This window comes from Salegentibacter agarivorans, assembly GCF_900113135.1.
Taxonomy (GTDB): domain Bacteria; phylum Bacteroidota; class Bacteroidia; order Flavobacteriales; family Flavobacteriaceae; genus Salegentibacter; species Salegentibacter agarivorans.
In genome coordinates this window covers 163,653-187,132 of sequence record NZ_FOOH01000005.1, presented here as the reverse complement: position 1 = coordinate 187,132, position 23,480 = coordinate 163,653, and the positions used below count along the sequence as shown (strand labels likewise).

21 protein-coding genes and 1 pseudogene are annotated in these 23,480 nt (G+C 37.0%); 18 read left to right on the top strand and 4 right to left on the bottom strand.

The annotated features are described in order from the left end of the window. The first annotated feature begins 189 nt into the window (after positions 1-189). The 10 genes and pseudogenes from istA (at position 190) to BM084_RS05570 (ending at position 9,976) form a co-directional block, all read left to right on the top strand. Positions 190-1,743: an IS21 family transposase gene (gene istA, locus BM084_RS05615; RefSeq protein WP_093303511.1), complete on the top strand. Its 1,554-nt coding sequence runs from the start codon at positions 190-192 to the stop codon at positions 1,741-1,743. A 23-nt stretch (positions 1,744-1,766) separates the two neighbouring features. Beyond that, positions 1,767-2,504 (top strand): IS21-like element helper ATPase IstB, encoded by a 738-nt coding sequence (gene istB / locus BM084_RS05610; RefSeq protein WP_075327970.1) that lies wholly within the window; start codon positions 1,767-1,769, stop codon positions 2,502-2,504. Positions 2,505-2,719: 215 nt separating this feature from the next. Beyond that, positions 2,720-3,430, top strand: coding sequence for a hypothetical protein (locus BM084_RS05605; protein ID WP_093303506.1), 711 nt, complete (start codon positions 2,720-2,722; stop codon positions 3,428-3,430). A 135-nt stretch (positions 3,431-3,565) separates the two neighbouring features. After that, positions 3,566-4,705: a hypothetical protein gene (locus BM084_RS05600; protein WP_093303504.1), complete on the top strand. Its 1,140-nt coding sequence runs from the start codon at positions 3,566-3,568 to the stop codon at positions 4,703-4,705. A 319-nt stretch (positions 4,706-5,024) separates the two neighbouring features. Next, positions 5,025-5,303 carry an IS66 family insertion sequence element accessory protein TnpA gene (gene tnpA / locus BM084_RS05595; RefSeq protein WP_093303501.1) on the top strand — a complete coding sequence of 93 codons (279 nt, stop codon included), beginning with the start codon at positions 5,025-5,027 and terminating at the stop codon, positions 5,301-5,303. Between the two features lie 72 nt (positions 5,304-5,375). Beyond that, positions 5,376-5,645 (top strand): annotated as a pseudogene (gene tnpB, locus BM084_RS19690) (IS66 family insertion sequence element accessory protein TnpB); the annotation flags it as partial. A 75-nt stretch (positions 5,646-5,720) separates the two neighbouring features. Next, positions 5,721-7,271, top strand: a complete 1,551-nt coding sequence (tnpC, locus tag BM084_RS05585; protein ID WP_093303498.1) for an IS66 family transposase — start codon at positions 5,721-5,723, stop codon at positions 7,269-7,271. 139 nt (positions 7,272-7,410) lie between these two features. Next, complete coding sequence (locus tag BM084_RS05580; RefSeq protein ID WP_143083625.1) at positions 7,411-8,436, top strand: hypothetical protein; 1,026 nt, start codon at positions 7,411-7,413, stop codon at positions 8,434-8,436. A 157-nt stretch (positions 8,437-8,593) separates the two neighbouring features. Next, positions 8,594-9,775: a hypothetical protein gene (locus BM084_RS05575; RefSeq protein ID WP_093303493.1), complete on the top strand. Its 1,182-nt coding sequence runs from the start codon at positions 8,594-8,596 to the stop codon at positions 9,773-9,775. Between the two features lie 12 nt (positions 9,776-9,787). Continuing rightward, entirely contained in the window at positions 9,788-9,976 is a 189-nt protein-coding gene (locus BM084_RS05570; protein ID WP_093303491.1) for a hypothetical protein, read from the top strand. Between the two features lie 276 nt (positions 9,977-10,252). Here the strand turns inward: BM084_RS05570 and BM084_RS05565 are convergent, their stop codons facing one another. After that, positions 10,253-11,584 carry a tyrosine-type recombinase/integrase gene (locus BM084_RS05565; RefSeq protein WP_093303534.1) on the bottom strand — a complete coding sequence of 444 codons (1,332 nt, stop codon included), beginning with the start codon at positions 11,582-11,584 and terminating at the stop codon, positions 10,253-10,255. Positions 11,585-12,166: 582 nt separating this feature from the next. Here BM084_RS05565 and BM084_RS05560 point away from each other — a divergent pair. The 6 genes from BM084_RS05560 (at position 12,167) to BM084_RS05535 (ending at position 16,040) form a co-directional block, all read left to right on the top strand. After that, the gene (locus BM084_RS05560; protein WP_093303488.1) at positions 12,167-12,595 is read left to right on the top strand and encodes a DoxX family protein; all 429 of its coding nucleotides are present in this window, start codon (positions 12,167-12,169) and stop codon (positions 12,593-12,595) included. 1 nt (position 12,596) lies between these two features. Next, positions 12,597-13,052 carry a MarR family winged helix-turn-helix transcriptional regulator gene (locus tag BM084_RS05555; protein ID WP_093303487.1) on the top strand — a complete coding sequence of 152 codons (456 nt, stop codon included), beginning with the start codon at positions 12,597-12,599 and terminating at the stop codon, positions 13,050-13,052. 142 nt (positions 13,053-13,194) lie between these two features. Further along, a complete protein-coding gene (locus BM084_RS05550; RefSeq protein ID WP_093303485.1) occupies positions 13,195-14,178 on the top strand; it encodes an NADP-dependent oxidoreductase in 984 nt (327 codons plus the stop codon). A 46-nt stretch (positions 14,179-14,224) separates the two neighbouring features. Continuing rightward, positions 14,225-14,857, top strand: a complete 633-nt coding sequence (locus BM084_RS05545; protein ID WP_093303530.1) for an SDR family oxidoreductase — start codon at positions 14,225-14,227, stop codon at positions 14,855-14,857. Positions 14,858-14,899: 42 nt separating this feature from the next. Continuing rightward, positions 14,900-15,577, top strand: coding sequence for a type 1 glutamine amidotransferase domain-containing protein (locus BM084_RS05540; RefSeq protein ID WP_093303532.1), 678 nt, complete (start codon positions 14,900-14,902; stop codon positions 15,575-15,577). A 286-nt stretch (positions 15,578-15,863) separates the two neighbouring features. After that, positions 15,864-16,040: a histone H1 gene (locus BM084_RS05535; protein WP_075325781.1), complete on the top strand. Its 177-nt coding sequence runs from the start codon at positions 15,864-15,866 to the stop codon at positions 16,038-16,040. Between the two features lie 143 nt (positions 16,041-16,183). Here the strand turns inward: BM084_RS05535 and xylA are convergent, their stop codons facing one another. From xylA to BM084_RS05520, 3 genes are read right to left on the bottom strand one after another with little or no spacing between them, the layout of a single operon-like run. Further along, on the bottom strand, positions 16,184-17,500 hold the full coding sequence (gene xylA, locus BM084_RS05530) for a xylose isomerase (protein WP_093303482.1): 1,317 nt from the start codon (positions 17,498-17,500) through the stop codon (positions 16,184-16,186). Positions 17,501-17,505: 5 nt separating this feature from the next. Beyond that, positions 17,506-18,999, bottom strand: coding sequence for a xylulokinase (locus BM084_RS05525; protein ID WP_093303478.1), 1,494 nt, complete (start codon positions 18,997-18,999; stop codon positions 17,506-17,508). A 20-nt stretch (positions 19,000-19,019) separates the two neighbouring features. After that, on the bottom strand, positions 19,020-20,618 hold the full coding sequence (locus tag BM084_RS05520; protein WP_093303475.1) for a sugar porter family MFS transporter: 1,599 nt from the start codon (positions 20,616-20,618) through the stop codon (positions 19,020-19,022). 146 nt (positions 20,619-20,764) lie between these two features. Between BM084_RS05520 and BM084_RS05515 the strand changes: the two genes are divergently transcribed. After that, positions 20,765-21,484 (top strand): NUDIX hydrolase, encoded by a 720-nt coding sequence (locus BM084_RS05515; protein ID WP_093303472.1) that lies wholly within the window; start codon positions 20,765-20,767, stop codon positions 21,482-21,484. A gap of 32 nt (positions 21,485-21,516) precedes the next feature. After that, positions 21,517-23,463: a sialate O-acetylesterase gene (locus tag BM084_RS05510; protein WP_093303468.1), complete on the top strand. Its 1,947-nt coding sequence runs from the start codon at positions 21,517-21,519 to the stop codon at positions 23,461-23,463. Positions 23,464-23,480: the final 17 nt, after the last annotated feature.

The following is a 23,480-nucleotide window of genomic DNA, read 5'->3' as shown; positions in this document are numbered from 1 at the left end:
TTGGATATCTCGGATCGATTTGTGCCAGTGATTTCGGTCGGTTAGTGCCAGGCATTTCGGTTCAAATTGTGCCACTTTTAGGTTATAGGTGAACCTATATCGGTTCGATTTGTGCCAGTTGTTTCGGTTCGTTTTGTGCCACTTTGAAAGATCAAGTAAATAATACCTTGTCGCTTAAAAACAAGCGATATGGCCAATACACTTGATCCAATGGACTTAAAACAAATTATTTCCTTACATCTCGATGGATTTAGCAACCGTAAAATAGGTGCCACCCTTGGGATCTCCCGCAATACGGTAAATACTTATATGCGGCTGTTCAAGGCCAGCGGCTCTTCCCTTAAGGAATTATTGGCCCTTGATAATGCTGGCTTAGAAAAGCTTTTTCCTTCACACACTACTATTGACAACCCTCGTTATGAGGAACTGATGTTATATTTTGAGGGGGTCAACAAGGCCCGGAATCATCCAGGGTTTACTTTTTTATACCATTATCAGGAATATGTAGCGCAGGCTAAAGATCCTTATGGTTATACCCAGTTTATGGAACACTACCGGCGCAAATATGCCAAGGTTAAAGGTTCGATGAAACTTGAACACGATCCTGGGAATGAAGTCTTTATTGATTATGCCGGCAAAAAGCTCCAAATTATTGATAAGGAAACCGGTGAACTAATCCCGGTAGAAGTATTTGTAGCCATCCTTCCCAACAGCCAGTACACTTACGTGGAAGCCTGCAGGAGCCAGAAACGAGAGGACCTGATTACCTGTTGCTGTAATGCCCTGCACTTTTATGGAGGCGTTCCCAAAGCCATTGTCTCCGACAACCTAAAATCAGCGGTAACCCGGGCCAGCAGGTATGAGGCTGACATCAACAGGAGTTTTAAAGACTTCGCACGGCATTACGACTGTGTGATAAATCCTGCCCGGGGCTATGCCCCGCAAGATAAAGCCTTGGTGGAGAATGCCGTAAACCTTGCCTACCAGCGAATCTATTATCCCCTTCGGGAAATGAGCTTCTTCTCTTTGGAAGATCTGAACCGGGAGATAAAACGCTTGTTGGAGCGGTACAATGACCTGTTGTTCTCCCGCAAGGAAGCCAGTCGCAGGGAACTCTTCCAATCTGTGGAACGGGAATACCTAAAGCCCCTGCCAGAGACAGTCTATGAACTGAAAGGCTACCGAAGGGCAAAGGTTCAGAAAATAGGCTATGTATACTTCTCCCCGGATAAAAGTTATTACAGCGCACCCTATCGTTACATAGGAAAGGAAACCACCATCCATTATACCAGTTCCGTTGTAGAAGTATATTATTATCATCAGCGGATCGCCCTGCACCAGCGCAACCCATCAAAAGGCAGTTATAATACCAACAAAGATCATTTAAGCAGTACCCATAAATACTATAGCGATTGGAGTCCTGAATTTTTTAAAAAGAAAGCGGCCATACATGGCAAGCACGTGCTGGGCTGTATTGAGAAAATAATCACCGCGGTAGACTATCCTGAAATAGGATATAAACGAGCTATGGGGGTCATCCAGCTCCATAAATCCTATGGCTCCCAGCGATTGGATGATGCCTGTAAAAGAGCTTTGCAGGCAGACGCGGTTACTTACCTGCGCATTAAAAATATCCTGAAAAACAACCTGGACAAAAGCTCCCTGTTTTACCAGGATCTCGAAGAAGATAAACCACACATCCCGGAACACGATAACTTACGGGGTGCTTCTGCATATAAATAATAAACCATTTAAATCCAATGAATATGAATAACAATCAGACTATTGAAAAACTTAAACAAATGCGCCTGGGGGCTATGGCCCAGTTGCACCAGCAGCACATAAAGGACAATCGTATAGAGAATATCACTGCTGATGAATACCTCGCTCTGCTGATCGATCACCAATGGGAAGACCGGCAGAACCGGAAGATAGAGCGGCTCTTAAAACAGGCCGGCTTTAAACAAGAGGCGAACCTGGCCGATGTAAATTACACCCAGCAACGAAACCTGGACAAGAACATGTTTACCCGCCTGGGGACACTGGATTTTATCACCAGAAAGGAAAATATTATCCTTACCGGGGCGTCCGGGGTTGGCAAAAGTTACCTGGCCCAGGCTTTAGGTCATCAGGGGTGTATGATGGAATACAAAACCATTTACACCAATACTGCCCGCCTTTTTAAGAAATTAAAACTGAGTAAAGTGGATGGCACTTATCTTAAGGAACTTGGGAAACTCATTAAAGCGGATGTACTGATCCTCGATGACTTTGGCCTGCAGAGTTTTGATAACCACGCCAGGGAAACACTGATGGATATCATCGATGACCGGTACAACAAAGCTTCCACAATTATATCTTCACAAATACCTGTATCCGCCTGGTATGATATTATTGGGGAAGGAACTATTGCAGACGCTATCCTAGACAGGATCGTGAACTCCTCGCATCGGATCGACCTCAAAGGAGAATCACTAAGAAAAGGAGCTTTAAAGAACGAGTAACATTAATTTTTTATATAATTGCAGTATCTTTCAAAGTGGCACTGTTTGACCGAAACAGGTGGCACCATCACTCCGAAATAGCCACCAATAGGCGGTAGCGTTAGAAAGAAAATAATTAACTTGACCAACGAACCAATGCTAAGCCGACAAATCCTCGTTCCCTACTCCGCCAACTGGCGAACCGTTAGGCAAAATTTATCAGAGAGAGAGAAAGAATGAATCAAACAATAAAAATTTCCAATCAACAAAAAATTGGAGAAGGTGGTAATTGGGAAGTCTTTGAAGCTTACTCAGAAAATTACCCAGATTATTCATCCATTATTCTTAAAACACGAAATGGAGATCCGAATTGTTCAATTAAAAAATATATTGAAAAATTCAAGTTAATTCAGTTAAATGAACTTCCCACAGTATCTTTTTTAGAAAAAATTTACAATGACGGAATTGCATATATTATTACGGAAAATCTAAATATTGTCTCGCCCTTCTATGTCAGTCCAAATAGTGTAATTACAAAAGAACAAAAAGAAACTAATGAAAAATTAAAAGCACTAGGAAGTCCCATCAAGAATAGAACTGAATGTGTATATGAGCAGAAAGTATATGAAGAGAAAATTAAAGTTATAAATGGACTCGAGAATATGATAAATAAAGTAAAGGAAGATTTAAAGAGAGTATCAAAAAAGGGAATAATTATAGATTACGATTCTTATTTTTTAAAGGCTTCAAACTTAGAAAACATAGATTATAAAATTGCTGATTTCGATAATATTTACGAAGATAGAAAAAACAGTTTTTTAGATATTTTAGAGAATAATTTTCAAGAGTTTGAACGGGCACTAAATTCTTTTATCGATTATTTCGTTATCAAAGAAAAGCGTAATGAATATAAACTTTGCCTAACAAAGACGGTTCATCGCCAATAGACGGTAGCCTTAGAAAGAAAATAATTAACTTGACCTACAAACCAATACTAAGCCGACAAATCCGCGTTCTTTACTTCGCCAACTGGCGAAGTAGAGGTGACCGTTGGCAACAATTATTAACATTATTCCAATTTAATGAGTATTTATAAAGATATATATGACCGAATAAGACCACTTATAGAAAAAGAAAACTTTAAAATTCCTAACAATCAACCTTGCAATACATATTTTCTCGAATTCTTAGAACAAATTTTAAATGAATATCAAGGTTTTTACGAAACTAATCTAGCAAAATATATTGATAGCGAAGTTCCATTTAATGATGAAGAAGGAAAAAGAAATGAAAATGTTACTCTAAATAAGATTAAATATATTTCCGAAACTATAATTAAAACAGTCCAATTGTATTACGATGGTAAAATTCAAAAAGCATCAGAATATTTCACTAAAAGGTTAAATGATGAGTTAGTAAATGATCTGATTTTCTCAACAACAATTAAGGAAAATGAAAATTTTTATCGGGCTAGAAAGGATGATTGTCAACTTTACCATCCCTCAGATCTTTTTCACATAAAATTTGAATTGAGAGAAATCGTCTCTACGGCAAGATATAGTATTCCCGGTCTACCGGCTTTATATTTGGGTAATAACACATACACGTGTTGGCAAGAATTTGAGAAATCAAAATTTAGAGATCTCTGGTTTGCAAAGATGACAAATCAACGAGAAATGGAAGTAACTTCTATTTTAAGAATTGAGGATTTTTTGAAAGAATTGCAAAGTATAAATTCAGTTCTTCAACTTACATTTTTATTGAGATATTTAGTAACCTTTCCTCTAATTTTAGCTACTACAATCAAAGTGAAAAATGGCAGAGCAACCTTTAAACCTGAATATATAATTCCTCAAATGCTAATAGAATATATTACCAGTAAATCCACAATTGATGGAATTAAATTTCCTTCTACTAAAGTGAATTATTCATCACTTCATAATATGCAGGCATATAATTATGTTTTTCCAGTAAAAAAGATTGAAAAATCAGGATACTGTGAGCAATTGGTAGAAGACTTTCTAGTCACTAAGCCTACTTGTCTGGATATGGAAGATATTATTCATAATCCACCAATTATTGGAACTACCCACGGTTATGGAACTACTATAGATAAAAGAGAAATTGAAATAATAAAAGAAGTTAAAGTTCCATACAACAAAACATCATTTGGAAAACTAGAAAATAGGTTGAAAAATAGAGAAACTTATCGTGTAGAATAACTGTTGCCAAGTCGGTTAATCGCAAATAACGGGTTTATCCGAAAAAGTGCAATTTTAGAAACCAGGATACAAAATGGTTAAGCCGACAAGTCCGCGTCCTTACTCCCGAAACTTGCGATAGTGTGCCGAGCAAACAATGACCTGCAATAAATAGTCATTGTGAACTATAATTAAGATGGTAGAACCGACCTACCGATGTCGTCTTATAGGAGAAGGCATTAAACCATCTAAAGGTGCTTTGGTAGTACCCACCCCACCAACTGCATCTTGATTAGCTGACTTTGTACCGATAGTTTTGCTGCTCTAAAATAATATTATTATGAGCAAACAGGAAGAAATGTACACTTTAGTTAATGAATATCGTAATAGCGGCCTTTCGGCAAAAGCCTTTAGCAAAGAAAAAGGAATCAGTCCATCAACCTTTTGTTACTGGATCCGCAAGAAGAAAGATGAAGATCAGCCCGGAGGGTTTGTAGAAGTTACCAAGGGATCAAACTTGTCTTCGGGTGAGCTGGAACTTATTTATCCCAACGGGGTCAAACTCCAAATGAATGCTACGGACCTGGGACTTATTGCCCGGTTAGTTAAGTTGTATTAATGTTCTCCTTAGGTTCTTCCCATAATTATCACTTTTATCGTAAGCCTTGTGATATGAGGAAAATCATTTAATGGCCTGAGCGGATTGGTGAAAAATGAGCTCAACCGGGAGCCTACCAGCGGTGATGGGTTCGTTTTTCTTAACCGGAATCGCATCCATCTTAAGCTGCTTCACTGGGAGCGGGGCGGCTTTGTTTTATACTACAAACGCCTGGAGCGGGGAAGCTTCACTCCGCCTGTAATTAAAGGAGATCAGACCAGTTTTACCTGGCCGCAATTGGTGCTGATGATAGAGGGTATTACGGTTGAAAAAAGTGTTCAGAAACTGCGCTATTCTCAATAGAAAATAATGGTGTTTTATCAGTAAAAACAGGGGTTCACAATAGGTTTAATAGGTCGGTTTTTGTATCTTTAACCCATGCAAGAACCCTTAGAAAACCTTACTAAAGATCAGCTTTTGGCCCTCCTGAAAAAGGAGACGAAAAAGAGGGAAAAAGCTGAAAAAAGTGTTTCTAAAAGGGAACAAGAAGTTGAAAAAGCACAGCATAAGATTGCTGACCTGAAATTCCAGGTGGAATATTACAAACGCCTGGCCTTTGGCCAAAAAAGAGAACGCTTCGAAGGGGATAAAAACCAGATGAGCCTTCCCTTTGAAATGGAACCCCAAAAGGCAGCAGCACAAGAATCCGAGTTAAAAGAAAAGCTCAGTGACCAACCTCGCAAAAAAACTTCCAACCACAAAGGAAGAATGGCCCTTCCGGAGCATCTTGAGGTAAAAGAGATCGAGATCTTTCCTGAGGAAGATCTTACCGATATGGTTTGTATCGGCAAAGAAGTGACCGATGAACTGGAATACGAGCCTGCTAAATACTATATCAAACGCTACATCCGCTATAAGTATGCTCCTAAAACTAAAGAAGGAGTAATCATGGGGGAACTTCCCGAGCGGGTGATTGAAAAAAGAATCCCGGGAGCTGGACTCCTGGCTTCGATTTTAGTCGATAAGTACCAGGATTACCTTCCGCTTTACCGGCAGCTTCAACGCTTTAAAAGAGCAGAGATCCCTATAGCATCTTCCACCCTGGAAGGCTGGACCCGGCAAAGCCTTAAAATCATCGATATCCTTTATCAGCACCTGCTGGAGGATATTCGCTCCAAGGGCTACCTGCAAAGTGATGAAACACCCATAAAGGTGATGGATCCTGCTAAAAAAGGAAAAACACACCAAGGCTATTATTGGGTACATCATTGTCCTATAGATGGTACCGTACTCTTTGATTATCAGCCCGGGCGTAGCCGTGAGGCTGCCGATCATGTATTGGCCGGCTTTAAAGGCTACCTTCAAAGTGATGGCTATGCCGCGTATGATAAAATCGGCAAACGTGAAGGGGTTACCCACCTGAACTGCTGGGCCCACGCCAGAAGGGAATTTGACAAGGCAAAGGATAATGACAGGGAGCGCGCTGAAAAAGCCCTGAGCTTTATCCAGAAACTCTACGCGGTGGAAGCCCAGGCGCGGGAGCAAAACTTAAGTCCTGCGCAGCGTAAATCTCTGCGCCTGGAAAAAGCATTGCCTGTTATCAATGAATTTGGAAAATGGATGTTCGATCAGATGAAACATCAACTGATCCTTCCCAAGAGTCCTATCGGGAAAGCCTTTAAATATTCTATGGATCGTTGGGACCAGCTCAGCGCCTATCTTTTTGATGGTATTCTGGAGATTGATAATAATTTAGTGGAAAATGCCATCAGGCCATTGGCCCTGGGCAGAAAGAATTACCTATTTGCGGGTTCTCATTCAGCGGCAGAAAGAGCCGCAGGAATCTATTCCTTCTTTGCCATCTGTAAAAAACACGAGGTGAATCCATATGAGTGGCTCAAATATACCCTGGAGAATATCATGTCCATAAACCATAAAGACATCCGGAATCTCTACCCACAGAATTACAAAAAATTACAGCAAGTTTAGATCAAGCTTACCAGAAGGTAGCCAGGTAAATAAAATTATGCTAAATTAGAAGATGTGGTTAGTGGGCCGCATACACTCCGCCAACTGGCGATAACCGTTAGCCAGGAGCTAAAAAACATCACAAACCCGAATGGAATCAATGTCTGAGATAAAAGAAAGGTACATCAAATCCCAAATTGAAGAACGGAAAAAGCAACTTGAAAATCATTCAGAAACTATTGACGATTTCATCAGATTATGTTCAAAATCTGGACTGAAATTGACACGAGAAAATTTCAGCTATATTCAAACAATCGGAATAGTTGCCAACTACCCTGATTTACTCTTCCATCTCAAACCTGAATTAGAAAAAGTGGATGAAGATTTAATTGAGTGTAAATCATTAGAAAAACACTTTGAGAAAAAAGTATTCAATAGCGGAGTGCTTTATTCAGATAAGTTCATTGCTATGGCTCATCCATATTTTAGAAGAGGAATGAGTGAATTTGCAAATTTCGCACCTCGATTTATTGACCTTTTTTGGAAATTTAGAGATGATAAAGTCAAAACATATATTGCTTTAGATGCAAACCGGGTAAGAGTTAACGTGGATGAATCAGCATATTTGGAACTTGATACTTGGTATGGAGCATCTTTCAAAAAGCGGATTGAGGAAATTCCAAATGATGTTGTTAAAATTCGTCCACCAGCTCAATTAGACGAAACCTCGATATCACTTTTATTTAATGATGCTTATTCACTTGATATTAAATGGACTGAAAAAAATGGAATAAAAACTTTTCAAGCTGAAGAATTTAAAACTGACAAAATTACTGTGAATATCGACGACACGGAATACTATCCAGTTAGATATATTCACGCTGAATACGAAATCAAAGAGAAAATTTTCAGACATTTTGATGGAGCAATTCATTTCTACGACAAAGATGAATATCGCCAAAGAAGAGATTCCGACTTAAACTTTAATGAAAAAATTGGAACTCATTTAAAGGCTAAAACTTACAAGTTGTTTAAAATGAATGAAAATATCAGTGTAGATACTTGGATAACATATACAAGTCACTTTTGCTCTGGTAACCCGTTAGTTTTTGAATATTTCGAAGGAAAATATCCTGACCGAATACAAAAAATTATAGAAAAAATCGGAAATAATGCCAGTGGCTAAACATCGGCTACATCAAATGCGAACTGACTGCTTGAAAATGAAGATATTCCAACTAAATAAATTTACGGTAGGCAGGCAAGAACGAGGCTTTGAAATCTCCCACTTGCATAGCGAGGGCCGTCCTGTAGCATTTTTTTAACTTGCGCGAAAAACTATAATGACAAATAAATTATATAACTCATCTTTTACAAAAAACTCATTCCTTGGCATTGCTGCTAAACTTTCAAAACCGGAGCAGGAAAATATTCTCGCTGAGCTCTTTGAACAATTATTATTATTTGATAAAATAATAATAAGTACTGATAAGGATAATGAAACACTTGCATTTCTTATTTATAAATTGGGACTTGATACCGTAGTGAGATTGGTTCGAAGTGGATATGTACAATTCTCTATTAAAAGTGCCATGATTTTTACTAGTACTGGGAGACGAAGAGAAGATGGTACTATTGATGAAAGTGTCATTTATAACCAGCCTCCTATTAGTGGAGGTAGTTTGCATGGAGATGAAATAGATCCTAGTACCAATGTTTACCGAGGGCTAAAAATGTTAGGAATTGACAAAAAAGAAAGAAATAGGCTAATAAATATTATTGTACCTAAATATGTGAACGATAACAATTTTGAATTAGGAGGTAATGTTGCTAAAGTAATATTGGATGCTTATACGAATAACAATTTAGAACAATTAGGCCTACCTTTTCATAAAGATCCTTTTGATCTAAATATTGAAGAGAGAAAAATTCTATTTCAACTTGGTAATACAATTCTTGATTCCTCAATGCTTGCTAAAAATAATTATAAGAGTTATAATAATTACGAACATATTGAGATTCAAAAAAAGAATTTAGAAAATATTGGAAAAGCTTATAATGTATCAAAAAATGTTTCTGAGATTTTAAAAATAGAAAACACTCCTGATTTAAAAAATCTATATTTGGAAAATTCATTTGACATGTCTGATATTTTTAAAATCAGACATTTGTCGAGTGCTAAGTATTTTAGAAATTGGATTAATTCTGTAGGAGAAAATGCAAATTCATATGAAGTAACAGAAGCATATCTAAGCGAAATTAATGGTCACAAAAAATTCTTCAATACAATAAGTGGCAAGTTTATTAAAAACACTTTTACGTTTGGCGCAACAACAGGTTTAGGTTCATTACTTGGAGGACCAGTAGGTGCAGTAGTTGGAGCGGCTGCCACACCTATTGCGAATATCGGTATAGACTATAGTCTAGGATTATTAGAAGAATATGTATTAGAGGGGTTGATTGAGGGTAAAAATCCAAAATCCTACATTGATAAATTAAAGATTGAAATAAATAAAACTAAATAAAAAATACTCGAGATGTCAAATAAAGCAGAATTGGAAATGAATGATAATTGGACCACAGGTTCAGAATGCCAAGAAAGTGCAAATTATTGTTGTGATATGCATACTTACGTAGAAGAATTTGTTCGTAAAGGTGAAAGCTTCCCAAAATGTACACAAAAAGGAATTCCACACGATACACAGTGGAACAAAATAATTAGATGATTCCTCCAGAAATTTCACATAACATCGGTTCACCGCAAATAACGGATTTTATCGAAAAAATGTAATTTTAGGAACCAGGAAAAAAATAGTTAATCCTGAAGTCCTGAATTTAAAAAAAACCAAATATGAAAAATCTAACAAAGAAAAAATTTGTTCTAATTGTTATATTAATTCTTACCCTTGCAGAAGTTGGCTCATCTTTTATGGCAGGGATATTATTTCCTTTTACAAGTAATTAAAAGAGAAAATAATTTAAAATCATAATCATTATTAGATTCAAAAATTGATTACACTATCCAGTGCATCATCTGCATCTCTATGAATAAAGTTGGCCTGGTAATTTAATGTGGTTTTTAAATCACTATGCCGGTATAGCTTTTGTAACATTAAGGGGTGTATTTTATCTCCGGCTATGTTTCCAAAAGTATGACGGGCTATGTGGTTTGAGAGGTTCTTGTCTATTTCACACTCGTTAGCTATTCGTTTCAGGAATTTATTTAAAACCTTAGTAGCATTCCTCATTTTAAGAAATACGCTTTTTGGATCCTGTTGATCAGCATCTTTTAAAAATGGAAAAATATAGCCATTGTTTTCCGTCTTATCCATCCGGTAGAGTTTAAAGATGGCTTTGGCCTTGTCCGGGACTTTAAAGCTCAATGGTTTTTCATTCTTATTCATCACATAGTACAGGCGGCCATCTTTTACATCTGTCCATTTCAAGGCTACAACATCTGAAATCCTTATACCTGCAAAGTAGAAGGAAACAAGCCAGATATTCCTGGTGTGCCATATCGAAGAATGACTTTCCACTGCAAGATTTTCTATTTTGGTAACTTCCTCAGCAGTCAGTCCAATTTTATTTCCTGAGCCAATTCTGATTTTTTCTTTTTCGCCCCCGAAAGGATAATACTTTTGAGAAACAATCCCGTCTTTTATAGCAACATTAAAAAGGGTTCTAATAAAAATTAGTTGGTTTGTGATGGTTCGGGTCTTTTGTCCCAGGTAAGTGGAGCAGAAGGCTTTGTACTTATTTAGAAATGATTCATTCATTTCCCGAAACTCCAGTCGGGTATTCCTCTTAAAATAAGTAATGGCATCCTCAAAAGAATATTGACCTTTTCGGGTCTTACTCACTCGTATTCGTCTTCGCTCTTTTATTAAGTTTTTAACCTCCTCTTTCTTTTGATTGGTTTTGAGGTTCAGAAACTCTTCTAGGTTATAGAGAATAGACAGCTCAGATTTCGCGACAGAAAAAGTTCCTTTATCATATTTTTGCTTTACTCGTTCAGCCGCTACAGCAAAAAAAGATTGAGAACCTCCCGGCCCTTTGAGTTTGTTTTTAATCTGTCTGGGCGTCAAATCATCTTCTGAATGAAAATACAAATCTTGTGCTTCGGTAATTTTCTTGTTGAGAAAATAGTTTAGCTTTTTGTAGTTCGGATGGGTCTTTTTTACTTTTTTCAAAGTTTCATCCCAATCTTTCTCTAAAATCGAATGACCCAAAAAATAATAATTGGTCTTGTAATTTTCACTTATTCTAAGGGCAAGAGGAATAGTGCCATTTTTCTTCATTTTGTTGGGACGCAAGACTACTTGAATATTTGTCATAACCATCTAATTTTTAATGTTTTAAAGATAGGGTTATTTTTTCAAAAAGGGTACAGAATAGGTACAGAATAATTCCATTTTACCTGCTATTTTTTGATATCAATAAAAATGTAAAACCCTGTAAAACATAGTATTTATGCGTGTTTGATGGATTTTACTGATTCTCTAAATCAAGCTCATAACCCGAAGGTCACTGGTTCGAGTCCAGTTCCCGCTACTAGCAAAGACAAGGCTTCACAGAAATGTGAAGCCTTTTTTATTTCACATTACGCAGAATTATTTTTACTTCAAATTAGCTCTGCCATTCTTGAAATCAAATGATTTTAAGCGGTATGCAGTTTCTGTAGATTCTTTGATTTTAAAATTACTAAGATTCTCTTCTCTCTTAATAAGAAAATAACCTTATTAGGTTTGAAACCTTAAACCTTTCAAATTTCCTTTCTGTATGGTGAATTTATCCTTGGACTTAGCTAACTCTAATGGCAAGAAGTTAATACTATGCTAATCAAGCCCTCTATATTTCTATAATTCTTTACATTTGTATCGTGCACGATTTAATTTTGTGCGATTAAAATATAAGAAATGAAAGGAAACGTTGAAACAACACTCACGCAAAATATTTTTAGAATCTTACTTGCACTGTTTATGACTTATGCTGGCTTTAGCCACTTAACCTTTAATAGAATAGAATTTCAGGCTCAAGTGCCAGATTGGCTTCCGTTAAGCAAAGATTTAGTAGTTATTTTATCTGGAATAGTTGAGATGGCATTAGGTCTCGCTCTGCTATTTTGGAAAAAGCAACGTGCTACCATTGGTTGGGCGTTAGCGATTTTCTTTGTTCTTATTTTTCCGGGTAACGTTGCGCAGTATTTAGACGGAAAAGATGCCTTTGGGGCTTTAGATTCAGATAGGGCAAGATTAATAAGGCTTTTCTTTCAACCGGTTCTTATAGCCTGGGCACTCTGGTCATCTGGCGCGTGGAGAGCCTGGAAAAACTCAAAAAATAAATAGTATGGACAATCAGCAACTTAAATTGAACAACCAGATCTGTTTTCCTATTTATTCGGTTTCCAGACTAATAACGAAAGCTTATAAACCCTTCCTGGAAGAAATGGGTTTAACTTATCCTCAGTATTTGGTTTTGTTGGTATTGTGGGAAAAAGATAATATAGCGATGAATAAAATTGGAGAAAAATTATTGCTAAACACCAATACCCTTTCTCCGCTTATTAAACGGATGGAGAAAATGGAGCTGCTGCAGCGCAAACGCTCTGATAAAGACGAAAGAAGTGTATTTATTCAGCTTACGGAAAAAGGAAGAGGGCTAAAAAATACTGCGATTCCAATTCCAGAGAAACTTCTAAATACTTTACTGACGGAAGATATAACCCCAACAGAAATAATGCTTCTAAAGGATACCCTGAATAAATGGTCTGATATTCTTTTAGACAGGCAAAATGATAAATAATATAGTAACTTACTGATAAATAAATTTTTAACCTCGAGAATAACGGGAGATGTACTCGAATTTTGTTTCGAAAATCTATTTTTTCAATCGAAGCAAATATTGAAACACCTAACTCTCGATTATCGAATAAAAAACAATATATATGAAAGCACTACAGATAGTAAAATACGGAGAAATTACAGAAAGTTTATCGATTAATGAGATCGAAAAACCAACGGTACAATCAAAAGATATTTTAGTTGAAGTCAAAGCTGCTTCACTAAATCCTATTGATTATAAAATGGCTCAAGGTCATTTAAAAGAACTGCTGGATTTGGACCTACCAGTAACCATTGGCTTTGATGTTAGCGGCGTGGTTGTGGAAAAAGGCAATGATGTTACTAGCTTTGAGATAGGAGATGAAATTTACGCCAGGGTACCACAAGAACAAATGGGTACCATAGCAGAATTTGTTACTATTAATGCCGATAAAGTTGCTAAAAAACCAGAAAATATATCTTTCGAAGAAGCTTCCGGATTGCCGTTAACAGGACTTACCGCAATCCAGGCTTTAGAAAAAGCAGGGCTAAAAGAAGACGACAGGATTCTTATTCATGCCGGCTCCGGTGGGGTGGGTAGTTTTGCCATTCAATACGCCAAAGCAAAGGGAGCAATTGTTTATACCACCACTAGTAGCAAAAATGTAGATTGGGTGAAAGCCCTGGGAGCCGACCGGGTGATAGATTATAAAGAAGAAGATTACAAAGAAGTTGCGAATAACCTGGATATAGTTTTTGACACTTTGGGAGATGATTATACGTTTGATGCCTTCAAAATAATTAAAGAAGGCGGAGTGGTAACTTCAATCGTAGGTCCGCCAGACGAAGAATCGGCTAAAATTATGGGAATACCAGATTATAATTTACCCGAACAATTATCCAATCTTATTGAGGAAAAATCGATAGCCTATAAGCATACCTGGATGCAGCCTAATGCTGCCCAGTTGAAGGAAATCAAAACAATGGTAGAAGAGGGAGATATCAAGCCAACAGTAGACCTTATTTATGAATTCGAAGATGGAATTGATGCCTATGAATACCTGGCGACGGGAAGAGCAGAAGGAAAAGTAATTATTAGCTTATCCTAAGCTTCTTAAAATTAATCAAGATTATAATTAAAAAAAGAAAATGATTATGAGAAAAAAGAAAAATGTATTAGTTGCCGGTGCAAACGGCAGCACGGGAAGAATCATTATCGACTTATTAAAGAAATCAGGTGAATACCAGCCTATTGCGATGGTGAGAAAGCAAGAGCAAAAAGAGCATTTTGAAAAAGAAAATGTAGCTGCTGTGCTGGCCGATTTAGAAGAAGATTTGAGTAATGTTTTTAAAAATGTGGATAAAGCAATTTTTGCAGCCGGCTCTAAAGGAAAAAATGTAGAAGGAGTTGATCAGGAAGGAGCAAAAAAATTTACAGATGCGGCTAAAAATGCAGGAGTTGAAAAATTTGTAATGCTTAGCTCTATGGGAGCAGACAATCCCAGTATTAGTGAAGATTTGGAAGACTACCTAGAAGCAAAAGGAAATGCTGACGAGTACTTGCGTAAAAGTGGTTTGGATTATACCATTGTAAGACCGGGTGCTCTCACTAACGAAGAAGGTTCAGGTAAAATTCTGTTAAAAGAAAAATTAGAAGAACAGGAGAGTATTTCCCGGGCTAATGTTGCTCGCACTCTTGTTGAAGTTCTGGACAACGACGTTAAGCATAACCAGGTTTTTGAAATTCTGGATGGAAAAACTCCAATTGAAAAGGCTGTACGTAGTTAAGAAGTTTCAAATATTTAAATGAATAAAGAAAAAATAAAAGATATGAAAGTACTATTTGTATTAACCTCTCACGACAAATTGGGAGACACAGGAGAAAAAACAGGATTTTGGATTGAAGAATTCGCAGCACCATATTACAACTTAATAGATAAAGGAGTTGATGTTACGGTAGCTACACCAAAAGGAGGGAAAGCGCCAATAGATCCGAATAGTGAAAGTGAAGATGCTCAAACCGAAGATACAAAGCGGTTTTATAAAGATGCTGAAACTCAAAAAGTGATTGAAAAGACTAAAAAATTAGATACAATTAAAGCGGAAGAATTTGACGCGGTATTCTATCCTGGAGGTCACGGCCCACTATGGGATCTTGCAGAAGATAAAACTTCTATTGCTTTAATAGAAGCCTTTAATAAGCAGAAAAAACCAATAGGTTTAGTATGTCATGCACCTGCAGCTCTTAAAAACGTAAAAAATGAAAATGGTGAACCTTTAGTGAAAGGGAAAAAAGTAACCGGTTTCACAAATACTGAAGAAGAGGCGGTGCAGTTAACCGAGGTAGTTCCATTTCTAGTAGAAGATATGCTGAAAGAAAATGGGGGTATTTATTCTAAATCTGGAGACTGGGAAGTTCATGTTCTGAAGGACGGGAATTTAATTACCGGGCAAAATCCTGCATCTTCCAGTAAAGCAGCTGAAAAGTTGTACGAGATGCTTCAATAAATTAAGCGATCTTACTTTGAAACCTGCAATCTTAAAAATTGCAGGTTTTTTTGAAACTTTTAATTTGATGTAACCTTCTAAAATCTATGCTAATATTCTAAACCAATATTTTCTTAGGCTAATTATTTGATAAAAAATGGGTTATAGAGGATTAAACATTGGGGAGGCGACCTACTTCAGTATTATAGGTGATTTTCTTAAAAAAAATTCAGCAAAAATATCCTAAAATTGAGGTCTCCGGGGAATATTCTGCTATTTTAGCGTTTTAAATTTTAAAACTACTATCATGAAAGAACTTGTTGAAAACATTCAATCTACATTTGAAAATTTCCAAACAGAAGCTAATGCGCAGCTGGAGTCTGGCAATAAAAGCGCCGGTACCAGAGCGAGAAAATCTTCTCTAGAACTGGAGAAACTTTTAAAAGAATTCCGAAAGGTTTCAGTTGCAGAATCAAAAAAGTAAAACAAAAACCTCCTGAAAGGGAGGTTTTTTTGATTTAAAAAGATTCTTTAAACGGAGTTGATTCTACAAACTCATTAATTAAAAAAAATCCCCTGAAAGCGAGTTTCAGAGGATTTATTATAAGGTTTAATTAAGCCGAATTCCTAATACGAATTGGCAATAATTTGCTCGTATAATTCTTGCTTGCCGCTTATTTGTTTTGGTTCGCCAAGCTCTTTAGCTATTTTGCTAATTTCTTCAAGAGAAAGATCTCCATTTTCAAATTTGCTTCCGTTACCGCTATCAAAAGATGCATAACGCTCTTTTCTAAGCTTTTTATAATCGGTGTTTTGTAATACGTTATCTGCAGCGATTAGTCCGCGTGCAAAAGCATCCATACCGGCAATATGCGCTATAAATTTATCTTCAAGATCGGTAGAATTTCTTCTTACTTTCGCATCAAAATTGATTCCTCCACCCTGAATTCCTCCTCCTTCAAGGATTACTAACATAGCTTCGGTAATTTCATACACATCTATTGGAAATTGATCGGTATCCCATCCATTTTGGTAATCTCCACGGTTGGCATCAATACTTCCTAACATCCCGGCGTCTACTGCGGTTTGTAATTCGTGCTGAAAAGTATGGCCTGCAAGGGTAGCGTGGTTTACTTCAATGTTTATTTTGAAATCTTTTTCCAGTCCGTAATTCTTTAAGAATCCTATAGAAGTAGCGGTATCATAGTCGTACTGGTGTTTTGTAGGCTCCATTGGTTTTGGTTCTATAAGGAAATTTCCTTTAAAACCTTGTTTGCGGGCATAATCACGACAAGTAGTAAGGAATTGTGCTAAGTGATCCTGCTCACGCTTCATATCGGTATTTAAAAGGCTCATATAACCTTCACGGCCTCCCCAGAATACATAATTCTCACCATTTAAGGCAATGGTAGCATCTATTGCTATTTTTGCCTGTGCGCTGGCACGAGCAACAACATTAAAATCTGGGTTAGTAGAAGCTCCATTCATATAGCGAGGATCGCTAAACAGGTTGGATGTTCCCCAAAGTAGTTTAATCCCGGTTTCCTGTTGCTTTTGTTTAGCATAGTCTACCATAGTTTCCATACGCTTTTCAAATTCAGAAAGCGAAGAACAATCGTCTACTACATCTATATCGTGAAAACAGTAATAAGGAATTCCAAGTTTTTCAATGAATTCAAAAGCGGCATCCATTTTATCTTTGGCACGATCTATTACATTTTCCTTTTTGTCCCATTCAAAAGTTTCAGTTTCTGCTCCAAAAGGATCTCCACCTTTATTATTGAAGGTATGCCAGTATGCCACCGCAAACCTTAAATGCTCTTTAAGCGTTTTTCCGGCTACTGTTTTATTTTCGTCGTACCACTTGTAGGCTAATGGGTTTTTACTATCCCTGCCTTCAAATTGAATTTTATCTATTCCTTTAAAAAATTTGTTGTTACTCATAATTATTATTCTTTAATTTTAATATTCTGTTTCCATTCTTGATAAATCCCCTGGTACTGCTTACTTAATTTGGGATCAGGCTCCATTCTTTCCAGGCATTTTAAACTTGTAAATGCGTCGTCAAATTCTTTATAAAATCCATAACCTACCGCGGCACCACGGGCAGCACCTTCTGCACCAGATGTATTGTAAAGTTCTAAAGTAGTTTGGGTGGTATTGACAAAAATTTCTCTAAAAACCGGACTTAAAAAAAGATTGTCTTTCCCGGCTCTTACCACTTTTCCTTCCACACCTATAGATTGCATTACCTCAAAACCGTAGTTCATAGCAAAAACAATTCCTTCACAAGCAGATCTTATAAGATGAGCCGGTTGGTGAATGTTATAATTAAGATTCTCTATACCAGAATTTACTTCTTTATTGCTGAAAATTCGTTCTACACCATTTCCAAAAGGGTAGAAGCGGAGACCTTTACTGCCTGGTTCTACCTTAGCAGCTTCTTCGTTTAATTTTTCATAGGGAATAAGTTCTTCCCTACCCACTGAAATTATTTTACGTAACCATTGGTAAAGAATTCCAGAACCGTTGATGCATAAAAGAACTCCGTTGTGTTTAGCCTTTTCGGTATTATTTACGTGTAGGAAGGTGTTTACCCTGCTTTCTGGATCAAACGTGTTTTCTGCACTCACGGCGTACATTACTGCCGAAGTTCCTGCTGTTGTAGCAATGTCTCCCGGCTTTAAAGCGTTAAGTGAAAAAGCATTATTGGGTTGGTCTCCAGCCCTGTAATTGATTTTTGTGTCGGGATCCAGTCCAAGTTCATTTGCAATAGCTGAACTTACCGTGGCCTGATCTCCAAAGCTAGGAACAATTTCAGGGATAAAATCTTCTGAAAGTCCCATTTTATCCAAAACTTCAGTGGCTAATTTTCCTTTAGAGAAATCCCACAAAGCGGCTTCAGATAAACCTGAAGTACTTATTTGAGGAGTTTCAGAAAGTTTTGCCGCGATATAATCTCCTGGCAACATCATAATAGAAGCTTTCTTGAAGTTTTCGGGTTCATTTTCTTTTACCCACTTCAGTTTAGATGCAGTAAAATTCCCCGGGCTACCCAGGATCTGGTTTTTACTAATTTCTTCACCAATGGCTTTATAGGCTTCATCTCCTATTTCTACGGCGCGACTGTCGCACCAAATAATTGAAGGCCTTACCGGGTTAAGTTTATCATCGGTTAAAACGAGCCCATGCATTTGGTAGGCGATACCAATTCCTTTAATTTTTTTAAGGTCTACGCCTTTTTTATCTCTAAGAATGCTAAATCCTTTCTTTACATTTTCCCACCAATCTTCTGGATTTTGTTCGGCCCAGCCAAATTGAGGGGCGGCGATCTCCATTTCAAATTCTGGAACTTTAGCCGAGGCTATAGTTGTTCCTTTTTCAGCATCGAGAACCGATAATTTGATTGAAGAACTTCCTAAATCTATTCCTAAAAAATACATACGTTAATTCTTGATTTATTTTATTTTGAGATCCAAATGTTTTCCATTTCCTCAAGTGTTTTCTCTTTGGTTTCCGGTACGAATTTCCAAATAAACAAGCCGGAAAGGATCGCCATTATTCCGTAGATCCAGTATGGAAAACCATTGTTGAACATCGCTACCAAATCTGAATTATTATTCATCATTGGGAATGTCCACGATACCACCAGGTTAGCAAGCCATTGTACGGCTACAGCTACTGCCATAACTCCTTTTATTGAATTTGGGAAAATTTCAGATAATAATACCCAAACTACAGGACCCCAGGACATAGCGAATGCTGCGATGTAGAAAAGCATAAACATTAGTGCCGTAATTCCTGTTGTTTCCAGGTAAAGTGCGAATCCAAGGCCAATCATACTTAGCGCCATAACAGCACTACCAATCATCATTAATTTTTTACGGCCAAACTTGTCTACGGTAGAAATTGCCACTACTGTGAAGATCATATTAATGGCACCTACAATAATGGTTTGTAGCATAGAAGCATCGGTTTCCATACCCATTCCTCTAAAAATTTCGGGGGCGTAATACAGTACTACGTTTATACCCACAAATTGTTGAAAAATAGATAAGAGTAAACCAATTACGACCACGGTTCCTCCAAAATAAAGCCAGTGGGCCTTTTTCTTGCCAAAAGACTTTTTAATTTCTTCTAATACACCCGGTGCTTTTTCGGGGCCATTTAAATTGGAAAGAACTTTAAGAGCATCCTTTTCATTGCCTTTCATTACCTGGAACCTTGGGGTTTTAGGCACTAAAAGTAGGGCCAGGAAGAAAATAGTAGCAGGAATTCCTTCAGAAAGGAACATATATCTCCAGCCAGAAGTGTTTATCCAGCTTTCGGTTTGCCCCTGGACAATAAAATAGTTTACAAAATAAACCACCATCATCCCGCTCACAATAGCTAACTGGTAGAAACTAACTAGTTTTCCGCGTATTTTAGGCGGTGCCATTTCAGCAATATAAAGCGGTGCCAGCATACTTGCCAAACCAACTCCCATTCCTCCTATAATTCTATAAACAATAAAAGCTGAAAGTGAATCTCCAAAGAAGATATTCATAGTATCGGGGTAGGCTGAGCCTATTGCAGAAAGTACAAACAGCATAGCCGCTATAAGGAGTCCGTTTCGCCTTCCTATAGAATTTGCAACGTTATCTCCAAGTGAGGCTCCAATAATACATCCCACAAGCGCACTACTTACCATAAACCCGAGGATGGAATTCTTTAAGTTTTCGGTTAAAACCCCTGGCAGCGTTAAAAATTGAAAGTAGTAAACTGCACCTCCTATAAGCACAAAAAGCCCAATAATAAGATAGGCTTTTGATTTACTGAAAAATTTGAGTAGAAATGAGCTGAATAAAATTACAAGCGCCAGCACACAAAAACTAATAATTACTTTAAACTGAAAGATAGCAGCTATTGCAAGGTCTTTATCAGTTTCTAATGCTCCAATAAAATAATTTTCAAGAGCACCCACGGCTCCAGAAATTACTGCCGTATCATACCCAAATAATAAGCCTCCAAGACTTGCTACTATGGTGATTAAAACAATACCACTCTTATTTAATTTTGCCATTTATAGATATCTTATGGTTTATTTGACTACAAGTATAGTTATTTTTTTTTATATTAGCAATTTACAAGGCTTAATTAAAGTAGGATAGTAAAAATAAAGCCTAAAAATTGTCTATATCTTTATAAAGATACCTATTGTATACACTTATGAAAAACCCTTTGCCATTTTTACCTACAAATGATCTTTCTGCAGCAGAAGTTATGAGTTCCATAACGATTGACTGTTGTGTGTTTAGTTTTGAAAAAGGCTACCTGGAGGTTTTACTGGTACAACACGGCGAAGGTATTAGTAAAGGGAAATGGGGTCTTCCCGGTGGTTGGATTAAAAAGGAAGAAGATATAGATGTGGCTGCCGATAGGTTGCTTTCAGAATTAACCGGGGTAAAAGATATTTACCTGGAACAGGTTAAAACCTTTGGTAAGCCAGACCGATTTCCGCTGGGACGTGTTATAACCGTAGGCTATTATGCTTTAATAAATAGAGAAGATTTTAAGGTTAAAGCCGGTTTTACCGCTTCAGAAGCAAAATGGTACAGAATAAAAGATATTCCCCATCTTATTTACGATCATAATGAAATTTTGCAGTCCAGTTTAAACCGTCTACGCGGAAAAGTAAAACGCGCCCCTATTGGTTTTAATTTACTTCCGGAAAAATTCACTTTGCTCCAGCTGATGCAACTTTATACTGAAATATTAGATGTGGAAATGGATAAAAGTAATTTTAGAAGAAAATTTTTAAAAATGAAACTTTTACAGGAGGCGGGAGGTAAACAAACCGGGGTCTCCCATAGGGCGGCCAAACTATATAGGTTTGATGAAGAAATTTACCAAAACCTTACCCGTAAAGGATTTAATTTTGAATTCTAATTAATTATTATCGCTAAAACCTAAAAATTTTTATGAGGCTGGATCTAAAAAAGAAATTATTTGTAGTTTTATTTTTTGTAAGTGTAGGATTTACATTTGCACAAATTAAATTGCCTAAATTAATAAGCGATAATGTTGTGCTCCAAAGAGATACAGAGCTTAAAATTTGGGGTTGGGCCGCTAATGGAGAAGTTGTAACGCTACAATTTCAGGGTAAAAATTTTACGGCAAAGACCAATGAAAATGGTAAATGGGAAATTAAACTTCCCGCTCAAAAAGCCGGAGGGCCTTATACTATGTCATTTAATGCCTCGAATAAGGTTGAGGTTAAAAATATTTTGTTTGGAGATGTGTTTCTATGTTCTGGCCAATCTAATATGGAACTACCAATGGGTAGGTTGGCAGATACCTATGCATATGAAATTAAAAATGCAGACAATTCTAAAATCAGGCAATTTGAAGTGCCTGATGAGTATGAGTTTTCTAAGGAAAATGAGGATTTATCCTCAGGATCCTGGAAAGAGGTAAATAAAGAAAACATACTTGAATTTTCTGGAGTGGCGTATTTCTTTGCCAAAGCGATCTATGAAAAAGAGGAAGTGCCTATTGGGCTTATCAATTCAGCGCTGGGAGGTTCCCCGGTTTCAGCCTGGATGGATAAAGAAGCTTTAAAAGAGTTTCCGCAGTTTTACGAAGAACATTTAAAATGGGGGAATCAGGCTTTTTTAGATTCGGTAGTGAATGCTGAACAAAAAGCAATTAATAGCTGGTATAGCGATTTAAATAAAAAAGATACCGGTTTACAAGAAGAATGGTTTAAGACCGATGTTGATAAAACATCCTGGACGGAGATTGAAATTCCGGGTTTTGTTTCAGCAGAAGATAGAAATGATAGTGCCGGAGTAGCCTGGTTTTCAAAAACTGTAAATATTTCCCAATTACCTGAATCTGATACCGTGAAGTTGCATTTGGGAAGACTGGTAGATATGGATTATGCCTATGTAAACGGAAAGCAGGTGGGGCATACCGGTTATCAATATCCGCCCAGAAAATATAAGTTTGATGCAAAATTATTAAAAGAAGGTGAGAATGAAATTGTAGTTCGTTTGGTAAATAATGGCGGCCCTACAGGTTTTATAAAAGATAAACCTTATCATTTAATATTAGTTAAAGATACACTGGATATTGATGGAACCTGGAAGTTTAAGCAGGCAGCTGCAATGCCAAATACCCCGGGACAAACCTTTATTAGGTGGAAATCTGGCGGACTTTTTAATGCAATGATAGCTCCTTTAACAAATTTCGAATTGAAAGGGGTTCTATGGTACCAGGGAGAATCTGATACTGATGATCCAGATCTTTATTCAGAAACATTTCCGAAGATGATAAAAAGCTGGCGTAAGCACTTTGAGGATCTCGAATTGCCATTTCTTTTGGTGCAACTGCCAAATTTTATGGAAGAATCCACAGAGCCACAAGAAAGTAGCTGGGCTAAAATGAGAGAGGTACAAAGAAAAACAAACCTGAATGTCCCTAATACCGGGATGGCCGTAACTATAGACCTTGGGGAGTGGAACGATATTCACCCGTTAAATAAAAAAGACGTAGGGAATAGATTAGCGCTTGAAGCTAGAAAACTAATATATAATGAAGATATTATTAGTTCCGGTCCCGCACCTTCAGCCTGGGAAACCAAAAATGGAGTTGTTTTAGTCAATTTTGAGAATTTAAAATCAGGCTGGAAAATTAAAAACGGAAATCAACCTACCGGTTTTACAATTTCAGAAGATGGTAAGAATTTTTATAAAGCCAAAGCTGAGGTAATAGATGATAATACTTTGAAAATTTATAGTAATAAAATTAAAAATCCGGGTGTATTAAGATATGCCTGGGCTAATAATCCCGGGAACGCCAATCTTTATAACCAGGAAGATTTACCGGCTGTCCCATTTGAAATAGAATTAACTAAAGAAAAATAATTAAAAACTAAACTTGA

What these genes read in the sequence shown, in the direction of transcription:
- xylA (WP_093303482.1), bottom strand. Translation starts at nt 17,500, where the DNA reads ATGAGTAACAACAAATTTTTTAAAGGAATAGATAAAATTCAATTTGAA.
- BM084_RS05600 (WP_093303504.1), top strand. Translation starts at nt 3,566, where the DNA reads ATGAGTATTTATAAAGATATATATGACCGAATAAGACCACTTATAGAA.
- BM084_RS05535 (WP_075325781.1), top strand. Translation starts at nt 15,864, where the DNA reads ATGAAAGAACTTGTTGAAAACATTCAATCTACATTTGAAAATTTCCAA.
- BM084_RS05565 (WP_093303534.1), bottom strand. Translation starts at nt 11,584, where the DNA reads ATGACAAATATTCAAGTAGTCTTGCGTCCCAACAAAATGAAGAAAAAT.
- BM084_RS05580 (WP_143083625.1), top strand. Translation starts at nt 7,411, where the DNA reads ATGTCTGAGATAAAAGAAAGGTACATCAAATCCCAAATTGAAGAACGG.
- BM084_RS05550 (WP_093303485.1), top strand. Translation starts at nt 13,195, where the DNA reads ATGAAAGCACTACAGATAGTAAAATACGGAGAAATTACAGAAAGTTTA.
- istA (WP_093303511.1), top strand. Translation starts at nt 190, where the DNA reads ATGGCCAATACACTTGATCCAATGGACTTAAAACAAATTATTTCCTTA.
- BM084_RS05555 (WP_093303487.1), top strand. Translation starts at nt 12,597, where the DNA reads ATGGACAATCAGCAACTTAAATTGAACAACCAGATCTGTTTTCCTATT.
- BM084_RS05510 (WP_093303468.1), top strand. Translation starts at nt 21,517, where the DNA reads ATGAGGCTGGATCTAAAAAAGAAATTATTTGTAGTTTTATTTTTTGTA.
- tnpC (WP_093303498.1), top strand. Translation starts at nt 5,721, where the DNA reads ATGCAAGAACCCTTAGAAAACCTTACTAAAGATCAGCTTTTGGCCCTC.
- BM084_RS05575 (WP_093303493.1), top strand. Translation starts at nt 8,594, where the DNA reads ATGACAAATAAATTATATAACTCATCTTTTACAAAAAACTCATTCCTT.
- BM084_RS05525 (WP_093303478.1), bottom strand. Translation starts at nt 18,999, where the DNA reads ATGTATTTTTTAGGAATAGATTTAGGAAGTTCTTCAATCAAATTATCG.
- BM084_RS05605 (WP_093303506.1), top strand. Translation starts at nt 2,720, where the DNA reads ATGAATCAAACAATAAAAATTTCCAATCAACAAAAAATTGGAGAAGGT.
- BM084_RS05520 (WP_093303475.1), bottom strand. Translation starts at nt 20,618, where the DNA reads ATGGCAAAATTAAATAAGAGTGGTATTGTTTTAATCACCATAGTAGCA.
- BM084_RS05515 (WP_093303472.1), top strand. Translation starts at nt 20,765, where the DNA reads ATGAAAAACCCTTTGCCATTTTTACCTACAAATGATCTTTCTGCAGCA.
- tnpA (WP_093303501.1), top strand. Translation starts at nt 5,025, where the DNA reads ATGAGCAAACAGGAAGAAATGTACACTTTAGTTAATGAATATCGTAAT.
- BM084_RS05560 (WP_093303488.1), top strand. Translation starts at nt 12,167, where the DNA reads ATGAAAGGAAACGTTGAAACAACACTCACGCAAAATATTTTTAGAATC.
- BM084_RS05570 (WP_093303491.1), top strand. Translation starts at nt 9,788, where the DNA reads ATGTCAAATAAAGCAGAATTGGAAATGAATGATAATTGGACCACAGGT.
- istB (WP_075327970.1), top strand. Translation starts at nt 1,767, where the DNA reads ATGAATAACAATCAGACTATTGAAAAACTTAAACAAATGCGCCTGGGG.
- BM084_RS05540 (WP_093303532.1), top strand. Translation starts at nt 14,900, where the DNA reads ATGAAAGTACTATTTGTATTAACCTCTCACGACAAATTGGGAGACACA.
- BM084_RS05545 (WP_093303530.1), top strand. Translation starts at nt 14,225, where the DNA reads ATGAGAAAAAAGAAAAATGTATTAGTTGCCGGTGCAAACGGCAGCACG.